The sequence below is a fragment of the Brevundimonas sp. genome (assembly GCF_050729455.1).
GTDB lineage: Bacteria > Pseudomonadota > Alphaproteobacteria > Caulobacterales > Caulobacteraceae > Brevundimonas.
The window spans coordinates 1-14,881 of record NZ_JBOHLI010000025.1 but is presented as its reverse complement, the minus strand read 5'-3'; the positions used below and the strand labels follow the sequence as shown (position 1 = coordinate 14,881).

Annotated in this window: 16 protein-coding genes; 2 read left to right on the top strand and 14 right to left on the bottom strand. The window is 69.7% G+C overall.

Going from position 1 to position 14,881, the window contains the following annotated elements:
* The first annotated feature begins 19 nt into the window (after positions 1-19).
* The gene (locus ACREEF_RS08170) at positions 20-838 is read left to right on the top strand and encodes a Crp/Fnr family transcriptional regulator (protein ID WP_431565101.1); all 819 of its coding nucleotides are present in this window, start codon (positions 20-22) and stop codon (positions 836-838) included.
* 122 nt (positions 839-960) lie between these two features.
* The gene (locus ACREEF_RS08165; protein ID WP_431565100.1) at positions 961-2,256 is read left to right on the top strand and encodes a transporter; all 1,296 of its coding nucleotides are present in this window, start codon (positions 961-963) and stop codon (positions 2,254-2,256) included.
* 27 nt (positions 2,257-2,283) lie between these two features.
* Here the strand turns inward: ACREEF_RS08165 and ACREEF_RS08160 are convergent, their stop codons facing one another.
* The 14 genes from ACREEF_RS08160 to ACREEF_RS08095 all read right to left on the bottom strand — a co-directional run.
* Entirely contained in the window at positions 2,284-3,279 is a 996-nt protein-coding gene (locus ACREEF_RS08160; protein WP_431565099.1) for a L,D-transpeptidase, read from the bottom strand.
* 136 nt (positions 3,280-3,415) lie between these two features.
* Positions 3,416-4,186, bottom strand: a complete 771-nt coding sequence (locus tag ACREEF_RS08155) for an SDR family NAD(P)-dependent oxidoreductase (RefSeq protein WP_431565098.1) — start codon at positions 4,184-4,186, stop codon at positions 3,416-3,418.
* Between the two features lie 41 nt (positions 4,187-4,227).
* Complete coding sequence (locus tag ACREEF_RS08150) at positions 4,228-4,599, bottom strand: MerR family transcriptional regulator (protein WP_431565097.1); 372 nt, start codon at positions 4,597-4,599, stop codon at positions 4,228-4,230.
* On the bottom strand, positions 4,596-6,155 hold the full coding sequence (locus ACREEF_RS08145; RefSeq protein WP_431565096.1) for a FadD3 family acyl-CoA ligase: 1,560 nt from the start codon (positions 6,153-6,155) through the stop codon (positions 4,596-4,598). The genes ACREEF_RS08150 and ACREEF_RS08145 overlap by 4 nt, the downstream gene beginning before the upstream one ends.
* Positions 6,155-7,327: an acyl-CoA dehydrogenase family protein gene (locus ACREEF_RS08140; protein WP_431565095.1), complete on the bottom strand. Its 1,173-nt coding sequence runs from the start codon at positions 7,325-7,327 to the stop codon at positions 6,155-6,157. The genes ACREEF_RS08145 and ACREEF_RS08140 overlap by 1 nt, the downstream gene beginning before the upstream one ends.
* A gap of 7 nt (positions 7,328-7,334) precedes the next feature.
* Positions 7,335-8,537, bottom strand: a complete 1,203-nt coding sequence (locus ACREEF_RS08135; protein ID WP_431565094.1) for an acetyl-CoA C-acyltransferase — start codon at positions 8,535-8,537, stop codon at positions 7,335-7,337.
* The gene (locus ACREEF_RS08130) at positions 8,530-8,931 is read right to left on the bottom strand and encodes a nuclear transport factor 2 family protein (RefSeq protein WP_431565093.1); all 402 of its coding nucleotides are present in this window, start codon (positions 8,929-8,931) and stop codon (positions 8,530-8,532) included. The genes ACREEF_RS08135 and ACREEF_RS08130 overlap by 8 nt, the downstream gene beginning before the upstream one ends.
* Complete coding sequence (locus ACREEF_RS08125; protein WP_431565092.1) at positions 8,928-9,386, bottom strand: MaoC family dehydratase; 459 nt, start codon at positions 9,384-9,386, stop codon at positions 8,928-8,930. Before ACREEF_RS08125 ends, ACREEF_RS08130 begins: the two co-directional genes overlap by 4 nt.
* 2 nt (positions 9,387-9,388) lie before the next feature.
* Entirely contained in the window at positions 9,389-10,171 is a 783-nt protein-coding gene (locus ACREEF_RS08120; protein ID WP_431565091.1) for an SDR family oxidoreductase, read from the bottom strand.
* Positions 10,168-11,295 (bottom strand): acyl-CoA dehydrogenase family protein, encoded by a 1,128-nt coding sequence (locus ACREEF_RS08115; protein ID WP_431565090.1) that lies wholly within the window; start codon positions 11,293-11,295, stop codon positions 10,168-10,170. Before ACREEF_RS08115 ends, ACREEF_RS08120 begins: the two co-directional genes overlap by 4 nt.
* A 10-nt stretch (positions 11,296-11,305) precedes the next feature.
* Positions 11,306-12,211 carry an SDR family oxidoreductase gene (locus tag ACREEF_RS08110; RefSeq protein WP_431565089.1) on the bottom strand — a complete coding sequence of 302 codons (906 nt, stop codon included), beginning with the start codon at positions 12,209-12,211 and terminating at the stop codon, positions 11,306-11,308.
* The gene (locus tag ACREEF_RS08105) at positions 12,208-12,870 is read right to left on the bottom strand and encodes a hypothetical protein (protein ID WP_431565088.1); all 663 of its coding nucleotides are present in this window, start codon (positions 12,868-12,870) and stop codon (positions 12,208-12,210) included. The genes ACREEF_RS08110 and ACREEF_RS08105 overlap by 4 nt, the downstream gene beginning before the upstream one ends.
* 2 nt (positions 12,871-12,872) lie before the next feature.
* The gene (locus tag ACREEF_RS08100) at positions 12,873-14,024 is read right to left on the bottom strand and encodes an acetyl-CoA C-acetyltransferase (RefSeq protein WP_431565087.1); all 1,152 of its coding nucleotides are present in this window, start codon (positions 14,022-14,024) and stop codon (positions 12,873-12,875) included.
* Positions 14,024-14,881, bottom strand: an 858-nt coding sequence (locus ACREEF_RS08095) for an acyl-CoA dehydrogenase family protein (RefSeq protein WP_431565086.1), incomplete at its 5' end; no start/stop codon positions are given. The genes ACREEF_RS08095 and ACREEF_RS08100, both read right to left, overlap by 1 nt.

Sequence of the window (14,881 nt, the reverse complement as noted above, 5' to 3'; positions counted from 1 at the left end):
GGGAGGGGTGATAATGCATATGGGCGTTCCCCACGCGGGTTATCCTGAAGCCGCGCGTCACGTTCCGCGTGCGGCGCCTTCGGCGCGCGCCACGCTGCGCCGACCGCTCCGCCCCCCGGCCGATGTCGCGGCCCTGAAGGTGTTGAGCGCCATCACGACCCTGACGGAGGACGAACGGTCTCTGATCCGCAAGCTCTGCCTCTATCGCGAGTCCATACCGGCCGGGGCCGAGTTCGCGCGTGAAGGCGAGCCGGCGCCCGCGCGCCTTATCGTCAGCGGCTGGGCCTGCCGCCAGCAATCTCTGCCGGACGGGAGGCGTCAGATCTTCGGCTTCCTGATGGCCGGGGACACGATCGGTATCGGCCTCAAGGCTCGACCTCTGGACGAGGTGTCGACGGTTGCCGTGACGCGGATAGAGTGCGTGGACGCCCTGATGTTGCGTGAAATCCTGGCGATTCAGGACGGGCGTCACGCGGGGCTTCAGAACGCGCTGGCCGCCGTGCGCCGCTATGAGGAAGCCTGCCTGCTCGACCATGTGGTGCGGCTGGGGCGTCAGTCCGCGCACGAGCGCACGGCTCATTTTCTGTTGGAGTGGCGACAGCGATGCCGGATCGCCGGCCTGTGCGACGGCGAGCGCTTCCCCATGCCGCTGACGCAGGAGGTTCTGTCCGACGCCCTGGGGCTGAGCATCGTCCATCTCAACCGCACCCTTCAGCATATGAAGCGCGAACGCTTGATCGAGATGAAGCGCGGCTGGGTCGATCTGCTGGACGTCGCTCGCCTGAGATTCATATGTGATTACCAGCCTCGTTATCCTGTCCGTGAAATGATGGAATGACGATTTCTATGCGATTCTAGGTCTGATTCATTATCAATAAGCAATGCGCATGGGAGGGATGCGTGTTTGGTTGCCGAATGTTGGCAAGGGAGGCTGGCGTGTATTTTCGAAAAGCCATTCATTTGTTGAGTGCGTCTTCGCTGGCGATCGTCTTCGTCTGCGCCTCCGAGGGGATGGCGCGGGCCCAGGACGAGGACCCGGCGGCGCGACTGGCGCGGCTTGAGGCGCTGGTGATGGAACAGAGCCGCCGCCTGAACGAGCAGGAGGCCCTGCTGGCGCGCCAGGCGGAACTGCTCGAGGCGCAGTCGCGCCGGATTGACGAGCGTTGGCGTGTCGACCCTCACTTCACTGAATCGGCGGCTCTGGCGCAAGGTCCGGCGGGACCGGTCGCCCTGTCCGGGACGACGGTTCTGGGGGACGCCGGCCTGGAGGCCTGGCGCGCGGGGCAGAACCCCGACGTGCGCTCGCCCATCCAGGCTCCGCCGCCGCCGACCCTGAACGAGCGGCGTCTGCAGTTGGCGGCGGTTCCCGAGGAAGTGGCCGTGCTCAGCCCGGCGGGTCGGGCGACGATCGACCTCTCCACGGAATATACGCGCTCGTCCGCCAACCGACTGGTGTTCCGTGGCGTCGAGATCGTGCCAGGTCTCCAGATCGGCGTCATCGAGGCCAGCGAGGCGGACCGCGACACCTTCGGCGCAACGATCGCCGGTCGCTACGGCGTCACCGACCGGATCGAGGTGGACGCGCGCATTCCCTATCTCAAGCGCAACGACACCATCACCACGGTGCAGCAACGCGACGAGGCCGTGACCCGCACCATCAACCTCAAGGGCGACGGTCTTGGCGATGTCGAGGCGGGCGTCCGCTATCAGATCAACGGCGGCGAGAAGGGCCGCCCCGTCTTCGTGGCCGGCCTGCGCGTCAAGAGCGACACCGGCGAGGGGCCGTTCGAGATTCCGCGCGACGAGTTCGGCGTGGCCACCCGGCTGGCGACGGGGTCCGGCTTCTGGGGGATCGAGCCCAGCCTCAGCATGCTGTATCCCAGCGACCCGGCGGTCATCTTCGCGAACCTGAGCTATTTCGCCCATCTGCCCAAGGACATCGACAAGACGGAAGGCGACATCCAGATCGGACGCGTCGATCCCGGCGACTCCATCGGCCTGGGCATCGGTTTCGCCTTCGCGCTCAACCAGCGCTTCTCCTATTCGCTGGGCTACAAGCACAACTATATCCGGCCGACGACGACCGAACTGAACGACATCACCGAGAAGTCCGACGACCTTCAGGTCGGCGCCCTCACCTTCGGTATGTCCTATCGCATCACGGACCGCTTCTCTCTGAACGGCAATTTCGAGTTCGGCGTCACCGAGGACGCGCCGGACATGAGGTTCGTGCTGCGGGTGCCCGTGGTCTTCTAGAGCGACGAGGCGTTCCGCATGACCCGTTCACTGTCCGGGCTCCGTGTTCAGGATGGTCATGCGACGCCCGGTCGTGTGTTCGCCGACCGGCGAGGGCGTGATCAGGATGGTGTCGCCCGAACGCAGGGCTGAACGAACGGCCGTGTAGAACGGCAGGGGGGCGTGCAGACGGTCCAGGGCCGCCGGCTCCAGCGCCTGTCCGGCTCGTCGGTCATTCCCGGGAAGGGCGGCGTAAATCCAGCGGTCGCCGTTGGCGGCGTCCTGGACCAGGGTGAGCACCCGGACGGCCGGGGCATCATCGGCCAGCCTGATGGGGCTGCGCCCGATCTCCACGCCGTTGCGCAGGACGACCGCGACCTGATCGGTCGTCGACAGGACGATGGTCATGGGCCCGACAGGCGACAGTTCAGGCGTCCAGCGCCATGGCTGAGCATCGAGTTGAGCGGCCGCCTGCGGAGACCTGTCGGCGCTGAACGGCGTCGCCACGCCGCCCGGGGGCGCGCCCACATGGGTGGCGGCGTCGCCGGCGACCACCACGGTGGCGCCGAGCGAGGTCTCGCCATAGAGGAGGCGGGCGAACGCCAGCGGCAGGTGCACGCAGCCGTGGCTCTCGGGATAGCCCGGCAGACCGCCGGCGTGCAACGCCACCCCGTCCCCGGTCAGCCGCTCCATGTAGAACATGGGTGCGTTGTTATAGAGGCTGGACCGGTGATCGGCGTCCTTCTGAAGAGTGGTGAAGACGCCGGTCGGCGTCTCATGGCCCGGTTTGCCTGAAGACACCGTCGAGACGCCGATGCGAACGCCGTTGCGATAGACGGTGGCGATCTGGTCGGACAGGTTCACATAGACCAGCAGGGGACCGGCCGGAGCGATTTCAGGGGCCCACACCCATTGCCCCGGCGCCAGGCTGTCCGCCGCGCGCGCCAGTTCGACCGAGCTGCTCTCGGGCCGTCCTTGCGCGAAGACGTCGCCGCTGGTCAGCGCCGCGACGAAAAGGACCGCCGCGCCAAACAATCTGAACATCAGCCTCTCCTGTCCTGAGACGACGAGTGTGCCGCAGCGCTCGTCGGAGAAGAAGATAGCGGCGGTGTTTGAGGCGTGATTTTCCTGGGCCGGCGCGTGCGGCCGTGAGACCCGGGCTGGGCGCCAGGCCTGGCGGTCAGGCCAGCGCCCGAGCGACGTTAGACGCCCTTTGCGCCGCCAGGGCGGCGAGGTCGGCGTGGGTTGAAATCAGGAAGCGCCCGTCCAGGGCGCCCTCGAAGGCCAGGCGGGCGGCGGTCGTCGGCGGCATGAGGCGGTCGGCGATCATGGACGGCTCGGCGCCGAGGATGGCGGTGGCGACGCCGCCGGGGGCCAGCACCGCCACCGAGACCGGGGCGCCCGCCCACTCCTCGGCGAGGGTCTCGGCGATGGCGAGCACCGCGTGCTTGCTGGCGCCATAGGCGCCGAGCCCCGGGAAGGAAACGAACGAGCCCTGGGACCCGGTGATGATGATCCGGGACGGTCTGTCCGCTGCGAGCATGGCCGGGGCGAAGGCCTGGATGGTGTGCACCGCGCCCATGACGTTGATCTCGAGGATGCGTCGGATGTCGTCGGCCTCCTGATCCATCAGCGAGGCGCGCGACAGGACGCCGGCGTTGGCGAAGACCAGAAGGGGAGGGGAGGCGAGGCCGGCCGCGATGCTCCTCAGGCCCTCGGGCGAGCGAACGTCGACGACCTCCGATCCGAGGACGGCCTCTTGCGGCAGTTGGTCCACGGTCTGACGCAGGCCCTCGGTCGAGGCGTCGATCAGCACCAGCCGCATACCCCTGGAAGCCGCCTCGACGGCGAGCGCCCGGCCCAGGCCGCTGCCCGCGCCGGTGATGACGGCCGTGGCGCCCTCGATGTTCCGCGAAAGGTCGGGGGATCGACGGGTCCAGACGCTTTCCATGGCGAATCCTCTCTCAGCGGCGGGTCCGCGCCCCTGCGGCGTCATCGCGCCCCGCCCGGAGCGACCGTGCTTGACCGCCGCGTCGCCGTGGCCTGACGAGCCTGTTCCAGCAGGCCAGTCATTATGGCCTTTTCGGCTTCCATCTCCTCTCGCCGCCTCAGAAGGAGATTCTCCAGAAGGCTCGGGCGATCCGTTTTCAGTCCGTCCAGGGCTTCGGCGATCGCCGCGACCGGAATGCCGAGGCGCCGCATATCGACGATCTGGCGCGCGATCGCCGCCGTGTCCGGCGGATAGTATCGGGCCCGGGTCGCGCTGCGCTGCGGCTCAAGCAGGCCCAGGTCTTCATAATAGCGCAAGGCGCGTACGGTCGTCCCGGCCAGGGCCGCCAGGTCCGTGATCCGCAGCGCGGTCATAGCGCCTTCAGCTCGGCGCGAAGCACCTTGCCGGCGGCGTTCCGGGGGAAGGCGTCGACGATGACGACGGAGCGCGGGGCCTTGTAGTTCGCCATGTGCGTGCGGGCCCAGGCGACGATGTCAGCCGACGCCGCGCTCTCGCCGGGACGCAGGATGACGAACGCCCGGCCGACCTCGCCCATGCGCTCATCGGGCACGCCGATGACGGCCGCGGCCTCGATCTGGGGGTGGTCGTTGAGCAGTTTCTCGATTTCGGCCGGGTAGCAGTTAAAGCCGCCCGAAATATACATATCCTTCTTGCGGTCGGTGATCCGCAGATAGCCGTCGGCGTCGATCGACCCGATGTCGCCGGTATGCAGCCAGCCCGCCGCGTCGATGGTTTCCGCGGTCGCGGCGGGATCGTCGAGATACCCCTTCATGGCGCCATAGCCACGAGACCAGAACTCGCCGGTCTCGCCAGCCCCGACGACCTTGCCGTCGGCGTCGACGCACTGGACCTCGACGCCCGGCAGGGGCTTGCCGATGGTGTGCGATATCTGTTCGATCGTCGCATCGGCCGGCGTCATGCTGATCGCTCCGAACTCGGTCATGCCGTAGCCGTTGACGACCCGTTCGATGCCGAGCTCGTCGCGCATTCTCAGGATCAGGGCCGGCGGCACCGGCGCCGACCCCGTGACCGCCACCCGCAAGGACGACAGGTCCCGCGGCGAGCGCGCCTGCTCGGCGAGCAGCATCTGGTAGATGGTCGGCGGACCGGGAATGAAGCTGATGCGGTCGCGCTCGATGATCTCCGCCAGGCGCACGACGTCGAACACCGGCATGGGGACGATGGTCGCGCCGCAGGTGAGGGTCGCGACCCAGCCGGCCTTGTAGCCGAACACATGGAAGAAGGGGTTGGCGATGATGAACCGGTCGCCTTCCCGACAATCGACGACCCGGCCCCAGTCGCGGAACAGGCGGACGACCTGATAGTGGGTGCTGATCACCCCTTTCGGCGACCCCGTCGTGCCCGAGGTGAAGAGGATGTCGCTGCGGGTGTCGGGCCCTATCGCCGCCAGGGCGCGATCGACCGCTGGGTCTTCGCTCCCCGCGCCCGAGGCCACGAAGGCGTCCCACGAAACGGGATCAAGCAGGAGCACGGCCTCCAGGTCCGGCAGGGCCTCCCCGGCCAGGAGCGCGCGGTAGTCGACCCCTAGAAAATCGGACACGGTGAAGACCAGCCGCGCGTGAGACCGGCGCAGGATGTCGCCCGCCTCCTTGCCCTTGAGGCGCGTGTTGAGGGGGACGAGGGCGGCGCCGGCGATCTGGAGGCCGAGGGCCGCCAGGATCCACTCCCTCTGGTTGGGCGCCCAGATCGCCACGACGTCGCCGGTTTTGACGCCGCGCGCCAGGAAGGCGGACGCCGCCGCGCGGGCGTCGGCCCAGAGTTCGGCGAACGTCCAGGTCCGGCCGTTCTCGATCAGGCCCGGGACGTCGCCCCAGCGAGCGGCGGCGGCCTGGGCCGCGTGCGGCACGGTGGCGGGCAGGGGATAGGGATCGGCGGGCAGACTCGACATCACTGGCCTCGAGGTTCGCGCGGCAGGCCCAGGGCCCGCTCCGCGATGATGTTGCGCTGGATCTGGTTGGCGCCGGCGTAGATCGTGTCGGCGCGCGACATCAGGAACATATTGGGCAGGGGCGCGAACCGCCCTTCCGCGTCCGCGATCTCTGCCTCCGGCCCGATCACGTCCATGGCCAGTTCGCCCAGGTCCCGGTGCCACATCGACCAGTACAGCTTGTAGGTATAGGCCTCGGGCGACAGGGCGCCGCTGTCGGCGTTGGCCAGCATGCGCAGGGCGTTGTAGCGCATGATCTTCAGCCCGATGTGCGCCTGAGCCAGCCGTTGGCGGATCAGGGGATCGGTCGCCTTGCCGTTCCGGCGGGCGACGGCGACGATCTCGTCCAGCTCGGTGCGGAAATGCATCTGCTGGGCCAGGGTGGAGACGCCGCGCTCGTAGCCCAGCAGGGCCATGGCGACCGACCAGCCCTCGCCGTCGGCGCCGATCCGGTCTTCGACCCGGGCGATCGCGCCGTCGAAGAAGACCTCGCTGAACTCGCTCTCGCCGGTCATCTGGCGGATGGGCCGCACCGTGACGCCGGGCTGGCGCATCGGAACCATGAGGAAGACCAGGCCTTTCGGACCGCGCGATCCTTCCTCGCTGCGGGCGACCACGAAACACCAGTCGGCGATGGCGCCCATCGACGTCCAGATCTTCTGTCCGTCGATGCGATAGACGTCGCCGTCCCGCGTCGCGCGGGTCCGGATGTTGGCCAGGTCGGACCCGGCGCCCGGCTCGGAATAGCCCTGGCACCAGAGGGTGCGTCCGGCCAGGATGTCGGGAAGGAAGCGGGCCTTCTGATCTTCGGATCCCAGGGCCAGCAGGGTGGGGCCGAGCAGTTCGACGCCCAGATGGCCGATCCGCGAGGGTGCATGGGCGCGGGCGTACTCCTCGGCGAACACCACCTGTTCCGCCACGCTGGCGCTGCGTCCGCCATGGGCGCTCGGCCAGCCGATCGCGCTCCAGCCCGCCTCGCCGAGGGCGGCCTCCCAGGCGCGCCGTTCCTCGATGAGGTCGACGTGGTTGTTGAGCCCTCTCAGGTGGCGGAAAGGACCGGAGAGCTGCGTCTCCAGCCAGTCCGCCGCCTCGGCGCGGAAGGTTTCGAGTTCAGGCGCGAAACTCAGGTCCATGGCGGCCTCAGGCGATCTCGAACAGGCCGGCGGCGCCCATGCCGCCCGCCACGCACATCGACACCACCACCCGCCTGGCGCCGCGACGTTTTCCTTCGATCAGGGCGTGGCCGACCTGGCGTGCGCCGGTCATGCCGAACGGATGTCCCAGGGCGATGCCGCCGCCGTTCACGTTCAGCTTCTCGGGATCGATGCCGATCACGTCGCGGCAGTAGAGGGCTTGCGATGCGAAGGCCTCGTTCAGCTCCCACAGGTCGATGTCGTCCACCGACAGGCCCTGGCGCTCCAGCAGCTTGGGAATGGCGTAGATCGGACCGACGCCCATTTCGTCGGCGCGGCACCCGGCGACCTGGAAGCCGCGGTAGAGACCGAGGATCGGCAGGCCTTCGCGTTCGGCGGCGGCGCGGTCCATGACAACGCAGGCCGAGGCGCCGTCCGACAACTGACTGGCGTTGCCGGCTGTCACGTGGCGCCCTTCCTTGATCTCCAGGCCGTCCTTCCACACCGGCTTGAGCTTGCCCAGGCCCTCAAGCGTGGTGTCGGCCCGGACGCCCTCGTCGCGATCAAGGGTCACGGTTTCACGTCCGGCCTCGCTGCCGTCCTTCTCGAACAGCGCCTTGTCGACGGTGATGGGGGCGATTTCGTCGGCGAACCGTCCGGCGGCCTGGGCCGCCGCGGCCCGTTGCTGGCTGAGCAGGGCGAAGGCGTCCTGGGCCTCCCGGGTCACGCCGTAGCGTTCGGCGACGATCTCGGCGGTCTCGATCATCTGCATATAGGCCGTCGGGTCGGCCGCCCGAACCGCCTGCGACCGGTTGCGATAGGTCGGCGCGTGCTTGTTGAGGGTCAGGGAGATGCTCTCCACCCCGCCAGCCACGGCCACGTCGATCTCGTTGCAGATGACGGCGCGCGCGGCCAGGGCGATGGCGTTGAGCCCCGAGCTGCATTTACGATCCAGCGTGAACCCCGCGGTGCTGTCCGGCAGGCGTGACGCATGGACCGTCAGACGGCCGAGGTTGTAGCTCTGCGTGCCCCAGTGGTTGCCGCAACCCAGGTAGAGGTCGTCCACCCGGGCGGGATCAATGCCGGCGCGCTCCAGGGCGGCGTCGACGACATGGGCCGACAGCACGGGCGCTTCCGTGTCGTTGAACGCCCCGCGATAGGCCCTGCCGATGCCCGTGCGGGCGGTGGAGACGATGACGGCTTCACGCATGAGTCTGGTTTTCTCTGGAAAATTGGATGTTGTCCGGTCCCCAGAAGGCCCGCATCTCGATGACGCGGCCCTGGGCGTCGAACCGGAAGGTGTCGATCACGTCGATGCACCGGCGCTCGGCCGTCGGCGGGTAGTGGATGCGGAAGGGAAAGGCGGCGCTGTCGCCGGCGGTGCGGATCGGCCCGGTCAGCTCGAGCTTCAGTCCGCGCGTCATGGCGTTGGCGTAGAGCGCCAGAACGCCCTCGCCCGTGACGACCGGCGAACCCACCGGATCCTCGATCACGGCGCCGGGCGCGTAGAGGGCCGCCGCCGCCGCCGCGTCGCCGGCGTCGAAGGCCGAGACATAGGCCTCCACGGCGGCCGTCATGACGGCGTGCGAAGGGGCGCTGGTCACGGGAAGTACCGGGCGACGGCGTCGACGACGACGGCGGGTCGTTCGCCGCCTTCGATCTCGACGGTGATCCGGTAGGTCGCCTGGACGGCGTCGCCCTTAACCACCTCGACCTTGCGGATCTCTCCCGTGGCGCGGACCCGTGAATCGACCGGCGCCGGCGCGACGAACCGCAGGTAGTCGGAGCCGACGTTGACCCCGGCGGAGAAGCCGCGAACCTCGACCAGTTGCGGCAGGAAGCCGTTGACCAGCGACAGGGTGAAATAACCGTGGGCGATCGTCTTGCCGAACGGCCCCCGGGCGGCGCGCTCCGGATCGACGTGGATCCACTGGTCGTCCCCCGTCAGGGCGGCGAAGGCGTCGATCATGGACTGGTCGATGAGAAGCCAGTCGCTGACGCCGAGGGCGCGCCCCTCCTGGCCGAGCATCTCGCGGGGAGTTTCGAAGACGACGGGCATGGTCAGGCCCTCTGGCTGGAGACCGACAGCACTTCGCCGGTCATGTAGGAAGCGAGGTCCGAAGCCAGGAAGATCATCACATTGGCCACTTCCCACACCTCGGCGGGGCGGCCGAACGCCTCCTGGGCGGCCAGCCGGTCGAGCTGTTCCTGCGTCGTCACCTTGGCCAGGAAGGGGTGCATGGCGATCGAGGGGGCCACGGCGTTGATCCGCACGCCGTGCTCGGCGGCCTCCAGGGCGGAGCAGCGGGTGAAGGCCATCACCCCGGCCTTGGCGGCGGCGTAGTGGGCCTGGCCCTTCTGGGCGCGCCAGCCGAGGACGGAGGCGTTGTTGACGATCGCCCCGCCGCCCCGGGCGTACATCCCGGGCAGGAAGGCGCGGGTCATCCGCATGACGCTGGTCAGGGTCACGTCGAGCACGCGCGACCACTGGTCGTCCGTCATGTCCACGACGGGGACTTCGCCACCCAGACCGGCGTTGTTGATCAGGACGTCGACGGCTCCGAGGCCGGCCAGGGCGGCGTCGCGCAGGGCGTCGACATCGGCCTGGCGCGTCACGTCGCAGATCACGGTCTGCGGCCGCGATCCCGTCGCCTCGGCGATGCGGTCCGCCGCTTCTTCCAGGCGACGTTCGTGGAAGTCGCTGATCAGCAGGCGCGCCCCTTCTTCGGCGGCGCGAAGGGCGGCCGAATAGCCGATCCCCGTGCCGGCGGCGGCGGTCACCACGACGGTCTTGTCTTTCAGGAGGCCGCGCGCGGGCGGACAGGCGGGAGCGGAGAGGGTCATGCGGGGTCCGGGGTTGTCGCGTCGAGGCCCATGCGGACCGCGACGAGCTCGCGATGGAGGGCGGCGTTTCCGAGCCAGGCCGAGCTGGAGCGCGCGCGTTTGAAATACAGGTGGGCGGGGTGCTCCCAGGTGAAGCCTATGCCGCCGTGAAGCTGGATCGCCTCGCCGGCGCAGTGGTTGGCGGCGTCGCCGCACCAGGCCTTGGCGACCGAAGCCGCCTCGACCGCCTCGTCTCCGCCCAGGTCGAGGGCCGCCGCCGCGTAGAGGCTGGCCGAACGCGCGGCCTCCACCTGGACCATCATGTCGGCCAGGGTGTGCTTGACCGCCTGGAAGGAGCCGATCGGACGCCCGAACTGCACCCTTTGCTGCACATACTCGACCGTGGAGGCGAGGCTGTGGGCGGCGACCCCGGTCAGTTCTGCGGCCAGGAGGCCGGCGGCCACGGTCCAGCTCTTCTGCAAGGCGGCCGCCGCCCCGCCCGGGACGCCCAGAATCCACTCCGGGCGGATCGCGACGGTCTCGAGATGCACGGTCGCCAGGGGGCGGGTGGGGTCAAGGCTGGCGTGACGTTCGACGCGCACGCCCGGCGCGTCGGCGGGCAGGGCGATCAGGCTGACGCCCTCGGCGCCTTCGCACGCCACAAGCAGAAGATCCGCGGCCTGGGCGAAGGGCGCATAACGGACCAGACCGGAAAGCGTCGGCGCCGGCGTGAGCGTCAGAACCGGAGCGGTTTCGCCCTCGCGCGCCCAGACGGGCGTGGCGATCGTCTCGCCGGAGGCCAGGCCGGGCAGCAGGGCCGCCTTCTGATCCTCGTCGCCGGCGGCCAGGATCGTCGTGACGGAGACCACGGCGGATTCGAACAGGGGGACGACCGGCAGCGCCTTGCCGACCTCTTCGAGGACGAGCGACATCTCGACCGCGCCGAGGCCCGAGCCGCCGTAGGCTTCGGGCGTCATCAGGCCGGCGAAGCCGAGTTCGGCCCCGAGCGCCCGCCACAGGGACGAGTCCCAGCCGGCTGCGCTTTCGAGCGCTGCGGTCCGGGCTTCGGCGCCCGTCGCGCCGGACAGGAAGTCCTGGGCCGCGTCGCGGATGGCGCGCTGGTCTTCGGTGAGGGCGAAATGCACGGGCCTCGCCTCAGCTTGCGCCATAGACGGGTTTGGCCGGCGCGCGCATGGCCACCAGGCCGCGCACGACGGCGCCCAGCTCGTCCGCCTCCCAGCGGGCGCCCTTGTCCTGGGCCGGGCTGTCGCTCCAGCCTTCGGACAGGAAGACCTTGCCGCCCTTCAATTCGAACACCTGGCCGGTGACGTCGGCGGAATCGGCGCTGCACAGCCAGGCGACCAGGGGGGCCATGTTCTCGGGGGCGTAGACGTCGAAGGCGCCGTCGTCGGCGGTCATGTCGAAGGCGGTCGCGGTCATGCGGGTTCGGGCGTTGGGGGCCAGGGCGTTGGCCGTGATCCCGTAGCGTCCGAGTTCGGCGGCCTGGACCAGGGTCAGGCTGGCGATGCCGCCCTTCGCCGCCGAATAGGCGCTCTGGCCGATGCTGCCCTGCAGGCCGGCCCCGGACGTGGTGTTGATGATGCGGGCGTTGATCGTCTTCCCTGCCTTCTGCTGCGCACGCCAGTAGTCCGTCGCGTGCCGGCTGGTGCAGAAGTGGCCGCGCAGGTGGACCCGGAGAACCGCGTCCCATTCTTCCGGGGTGCAGGAGACGAACATCCGGTCGCGCACGAAACCGGCGTTGTTGACCACCGCGTGCAGGTCGCCGAAGGCGTCGATCGCGGTCTGAACGATCCGCGCTCCGGCCTCCCAGTCCGCGACATCGTCGGTATTGGCCACCGCCTGGCCGCCGGCCGCGCGGATCTCCTCCACGACCTTGTCGGCGGCGCCCTGGCTCAGGCCGGATTCGCCGTGGGTCCCCACACCCAGGTCATTGACGACCACCCGAGCGCCCTGGGCCGCCAGCTCGAGCGCATAGGCGCGGCCGAGGCCGCCCCCCGCGCCGGTGACGATGACGACCCGTCCTTCACACAATCCGGTCATTTCGTATCTCCATGGGGATGGGCGGTCTCGCGCTCCGCGATCCGCCTCTGACGTTCGGCCGCCGCCGGTCCGACCAGGCGGACGCCGATCGCTCTGGACGTCACGCGCGGGCGGTCCGGTTCGGCTTCGGTCAGGGCCGTGCATTCGACGAGGCCGGCCAGGCTTTCGCGTGCCAGCCTCTGGTATTCGCCGGCTCCGTCGTTCTTCCAGGTCACCTCGTGAGATGCGAACGTCCGGATCACCCGGGCCGGATTGCCAGCGACCAGACTGCGGTCGGGAACCTGCATATCCGACTTGACCAGGGACAGGGCGGCGATCAGGCACTCGTCGCCGATCACGGCGTTGTCCAGCGCCACGGCGTTCATGCCGAGCAGGGTGTTGCGGCCGATGACGCAGCCGTGGACGATCGCGCCATGGCCGATGGTCGCGCCGCGGCGGATCACGGTGTCGCGGTCCGCCGAGGCATGGACGGTGCAACTGTCCTGGATGCTGCTGTCGCCCTCGACGACGATGCGTCCGAAGTCGCCGCGCAGCGAGGCGCCGGGTCCGATGTAGCAGCCCGGTCCCAGGATCACGTCGCCGATCAGGGAGGCGAGCGGGTGGACGTAGCTGGTCGGATCGACGACCGGGACCAGACCCTCGAAGGCGTAGGTCGGCATGGTCAGAGGCGCTCGATGATGGTGACGTTGGCCTGGCCGCCGCCCTCGCACATGGTCTGCAGGCCGTAGCGCCCGCCGGTGCGCTCGAGGGCGTTCAGCAGGGTCGTCATCAGGCGCGCGCCCGTCGCCCCGATCGGATGGCCCAGGGCGATGCCGCCGCCGTGAACATTGACCTTCTCGGCGGGCACGCCGAGCTCCTGCATCCAGGCGAGGGGCACGCTGGCGAAGGCTTCGTTGCACTCGAACAGGTCGATGTCGTCGATCGACATCCCGGACTTCTCGAGCGCGTAGCGGGTGGCGGGGATCGGGCCAGTGAGCATCCAGACCGGATTGGCGGCGCGCACCGACAGGTGGTGGATGCGGGCGCGCGGGGTCAGGCCGTGGGTCTTCAGGGCCGCTTCGGAGGCGACGAGGAGGGCGGCGGCGGCGTCGCAGTTCTGGCTGGCGACGCCCGCGGTGATCCGTCCGCCCTCCCGCACGGGATTGAGGGCGGCCAGGCCTTCCATCGAAGTCGTCGGCCGGATGGTCTCGTCGTGGGAAAGCCCCTCCAGGGGCGCGATCTCATTGGCGAACCAGCCCTGTTCGGTCGCCTGCTGGGCCTTCTGGTGCGACGCCAGGGCGAAGGCCTCCATGTCGCGCCGGCCGAGGCTCCATTTCTCGGCGATCATCTCGGCCGAACGGATCTGGTTGACCTCCTCGGCGCCGTAGCGCGCGTCCCAGCCAGGCGAGCCCAGGAAGGGGCTGTCGAAGCCGTACTGCGCGCCGGCGAACATGGCCGCTGAGATCGGGATCCGGTTCATGGCCTGACTGCCGCCGGCCACCACGAGGTCCTGGGTGCCGCTCATCACGCCCTGGGCCGCGAAATGGACCGCCTGCTGGGAGCTCCCGCACTGGCGATCGACGGTCACGCCCGGCACTTCCTCGGGCAGGCCCGCCACGAGCCAGGCCGTGCGGGCGATGTCGCCGGCCTGGCCGCCGATGGTGTCGGTGCACCCCCAGACGACGTCGTCGACGGCGCGGGGGTCGATGCCGGTCCGCGCCATGAGCGCCTTGATCGGATGGGCGCCGAGATCGGCCGGGTGCAGGGCGGCCAGGGCGCCCTTCTTGCGTCCCGTGGGCGAGCGGACGGCGTCGACGAGATAGGCTTGGGGCATCACGCGGCCTCGTGGGAAAAGGTCTGGTCGGCCCCGACGGGCCGGCCGAAGACGCGCGCCTCGACGCGAGCGCGGTGCAGGGCGGGCGCCCCCCAGGCGTAGGTCAGGGCGAGGGCGCGCTTGAGGAAGAGGTGGACGTCGACCTCCCAGCTGTAGCCCATGGCGCCATGCACCTGGATGGAGGTCCGGGCCGCCAGGTCGGCGGCCTCGGCCGCCACGATCTTGGCGTGTGAGACGCGCGCCTGCGACTGGAGCGAGCCGCGATGCAGGTCGGCGGCGGCGGCGTGGACGACGGGGCGGGCGAACTCGACGGCGACCTGGGCGGTGGCGATCAGGTGCTTGACCGCCTGGTAGCCGCCGATCGGCTTGCCGAACTGCTGGCGCTCCCTGGCGTAGTCGACTGCGAGGTGGATCGAGCGCTGGGCCAGGCCCAGGCACTGGGCGGCGCTGAACAGGGCGCCGCGATCCAGCGCGGCGTCCCACAGGGGGGCGCCGGTCTCCGCCGTGGCGAGCCGGGTCGCATCGCTGGGGGTCCAGTCGATGCGGAACAGGCGCCGGAAGGGGTCGATGCTGGCTTCGCGCGTCAGGGTCGCCGCCTCCCGTTCGACGAGATGGATTTCGCCCTCGTGGTTCAGAAGCAGCGCTCCGGCGGCGTCCGCATGGGCCACGAACGGATTGACCGCATGGCCGACGGCCAGGATGATTTCCCCGCTGGCCGCGGCTTCCAGCAGCGGGTGCGCCGGCGCGGCCGACGCGAGCAGCGGCACGGCGACGCCGGCGTGCTCGGCCAGGCCCTCGGGCAGGGCGACATAGCCGGCGGCCTCCGCGATCAGCACGAAGTCAGGTTCGGCCAGGCC

Bases quoted from the DNA above. Each gene is read 5' to 3' on its own strand.
- ACREEF_RS08160 (WP_431565099.1), bottom strand. From the start codon at position 3,279: ATGTTCAGATTGTTTGGCGCGGCGGTCCTTTTCGTCGCGGCGCTGACC.
- ACREEF_RS08140 (WP_431565095.1), bottom strand. From the start codon at position 7,327: ATGGACCTGAGTTTCGCGCCTGAACTCGAAACCTTCCGCGCCGAGGCG.
- ACREEF_RS08135 (WP_431565094.1), bottom strand. From the start codon at position 8,537: ATGCGTGAAGCCGTCATCGTCTCCACCGCCCGCACGGGCATCGGCAGG.
- ACREEF_RS08155 (WP_431565098.1), bottom strand. From the start codon at position 4,186: ATGGAAAGCGTCTGGACCCGTCGATCCCCCGACCTTTCGCGGAACATC.
- ACREEF_RS08125 (WP_431565092.1), bottom strand. From the start codon at position 9,386: ATGCCCGTCGTCTTCGAAACTCCCCGCGAGATGCTCGGCCAGGAGGGG.
- ACREEF_RS08100 (WP_431565087.1), bottom strand. From the start codon at position 14,024: ATGCCCCAAGCCTATCTCGTCGACGCCGTCCGCTCGCCCACGGGACGC.
- ACREEF_RS08110 (WP_431565089.1), bottom strand. From the start codon at position 12,211: ATGACCGGATTGTGTGAAGGACGGGTCGTCATCGTCACCGGCGCGGGG.
- ACREEF_RS08105 (WP_431565088.1), bottom strand. From the start codon at position 12,870: ATGCCGACCTACGCCTTCGAGGGTCTGGTCCCGGTCGTCGATCCGACC.
- ACREEF_RS08120 (WP_431565091.1), bottom strand. From the start codon at position 10,171: ATGACCCTCTCCGCTCCCGCCTGTCCGCCCGCGCGCGGCCTCCTGAAA.
- ACREEF_RS08145 (WP_431565096.1), bottom strand. From the start codon at position 6,155: ATGTCGAGTCTGCCCGCCGATCCCTATCCCCTGCCCGCCACCGTGCCG.
- ACREEF_RS08150 (WP_431565097.1), bottom strand. From the start codon at position 4,599: ATGACCGCGCTGCGGATCACGGACCTGGCGGCCCTGGCCGGGACGACC.
- ACREEF_RS08170 (WP_431565101.1), top strand. From the start codon at position 20: ATGGGCGTTCCCCACGCGGGTTATCCTGAAGCCGCGCGTCACGTTCCG.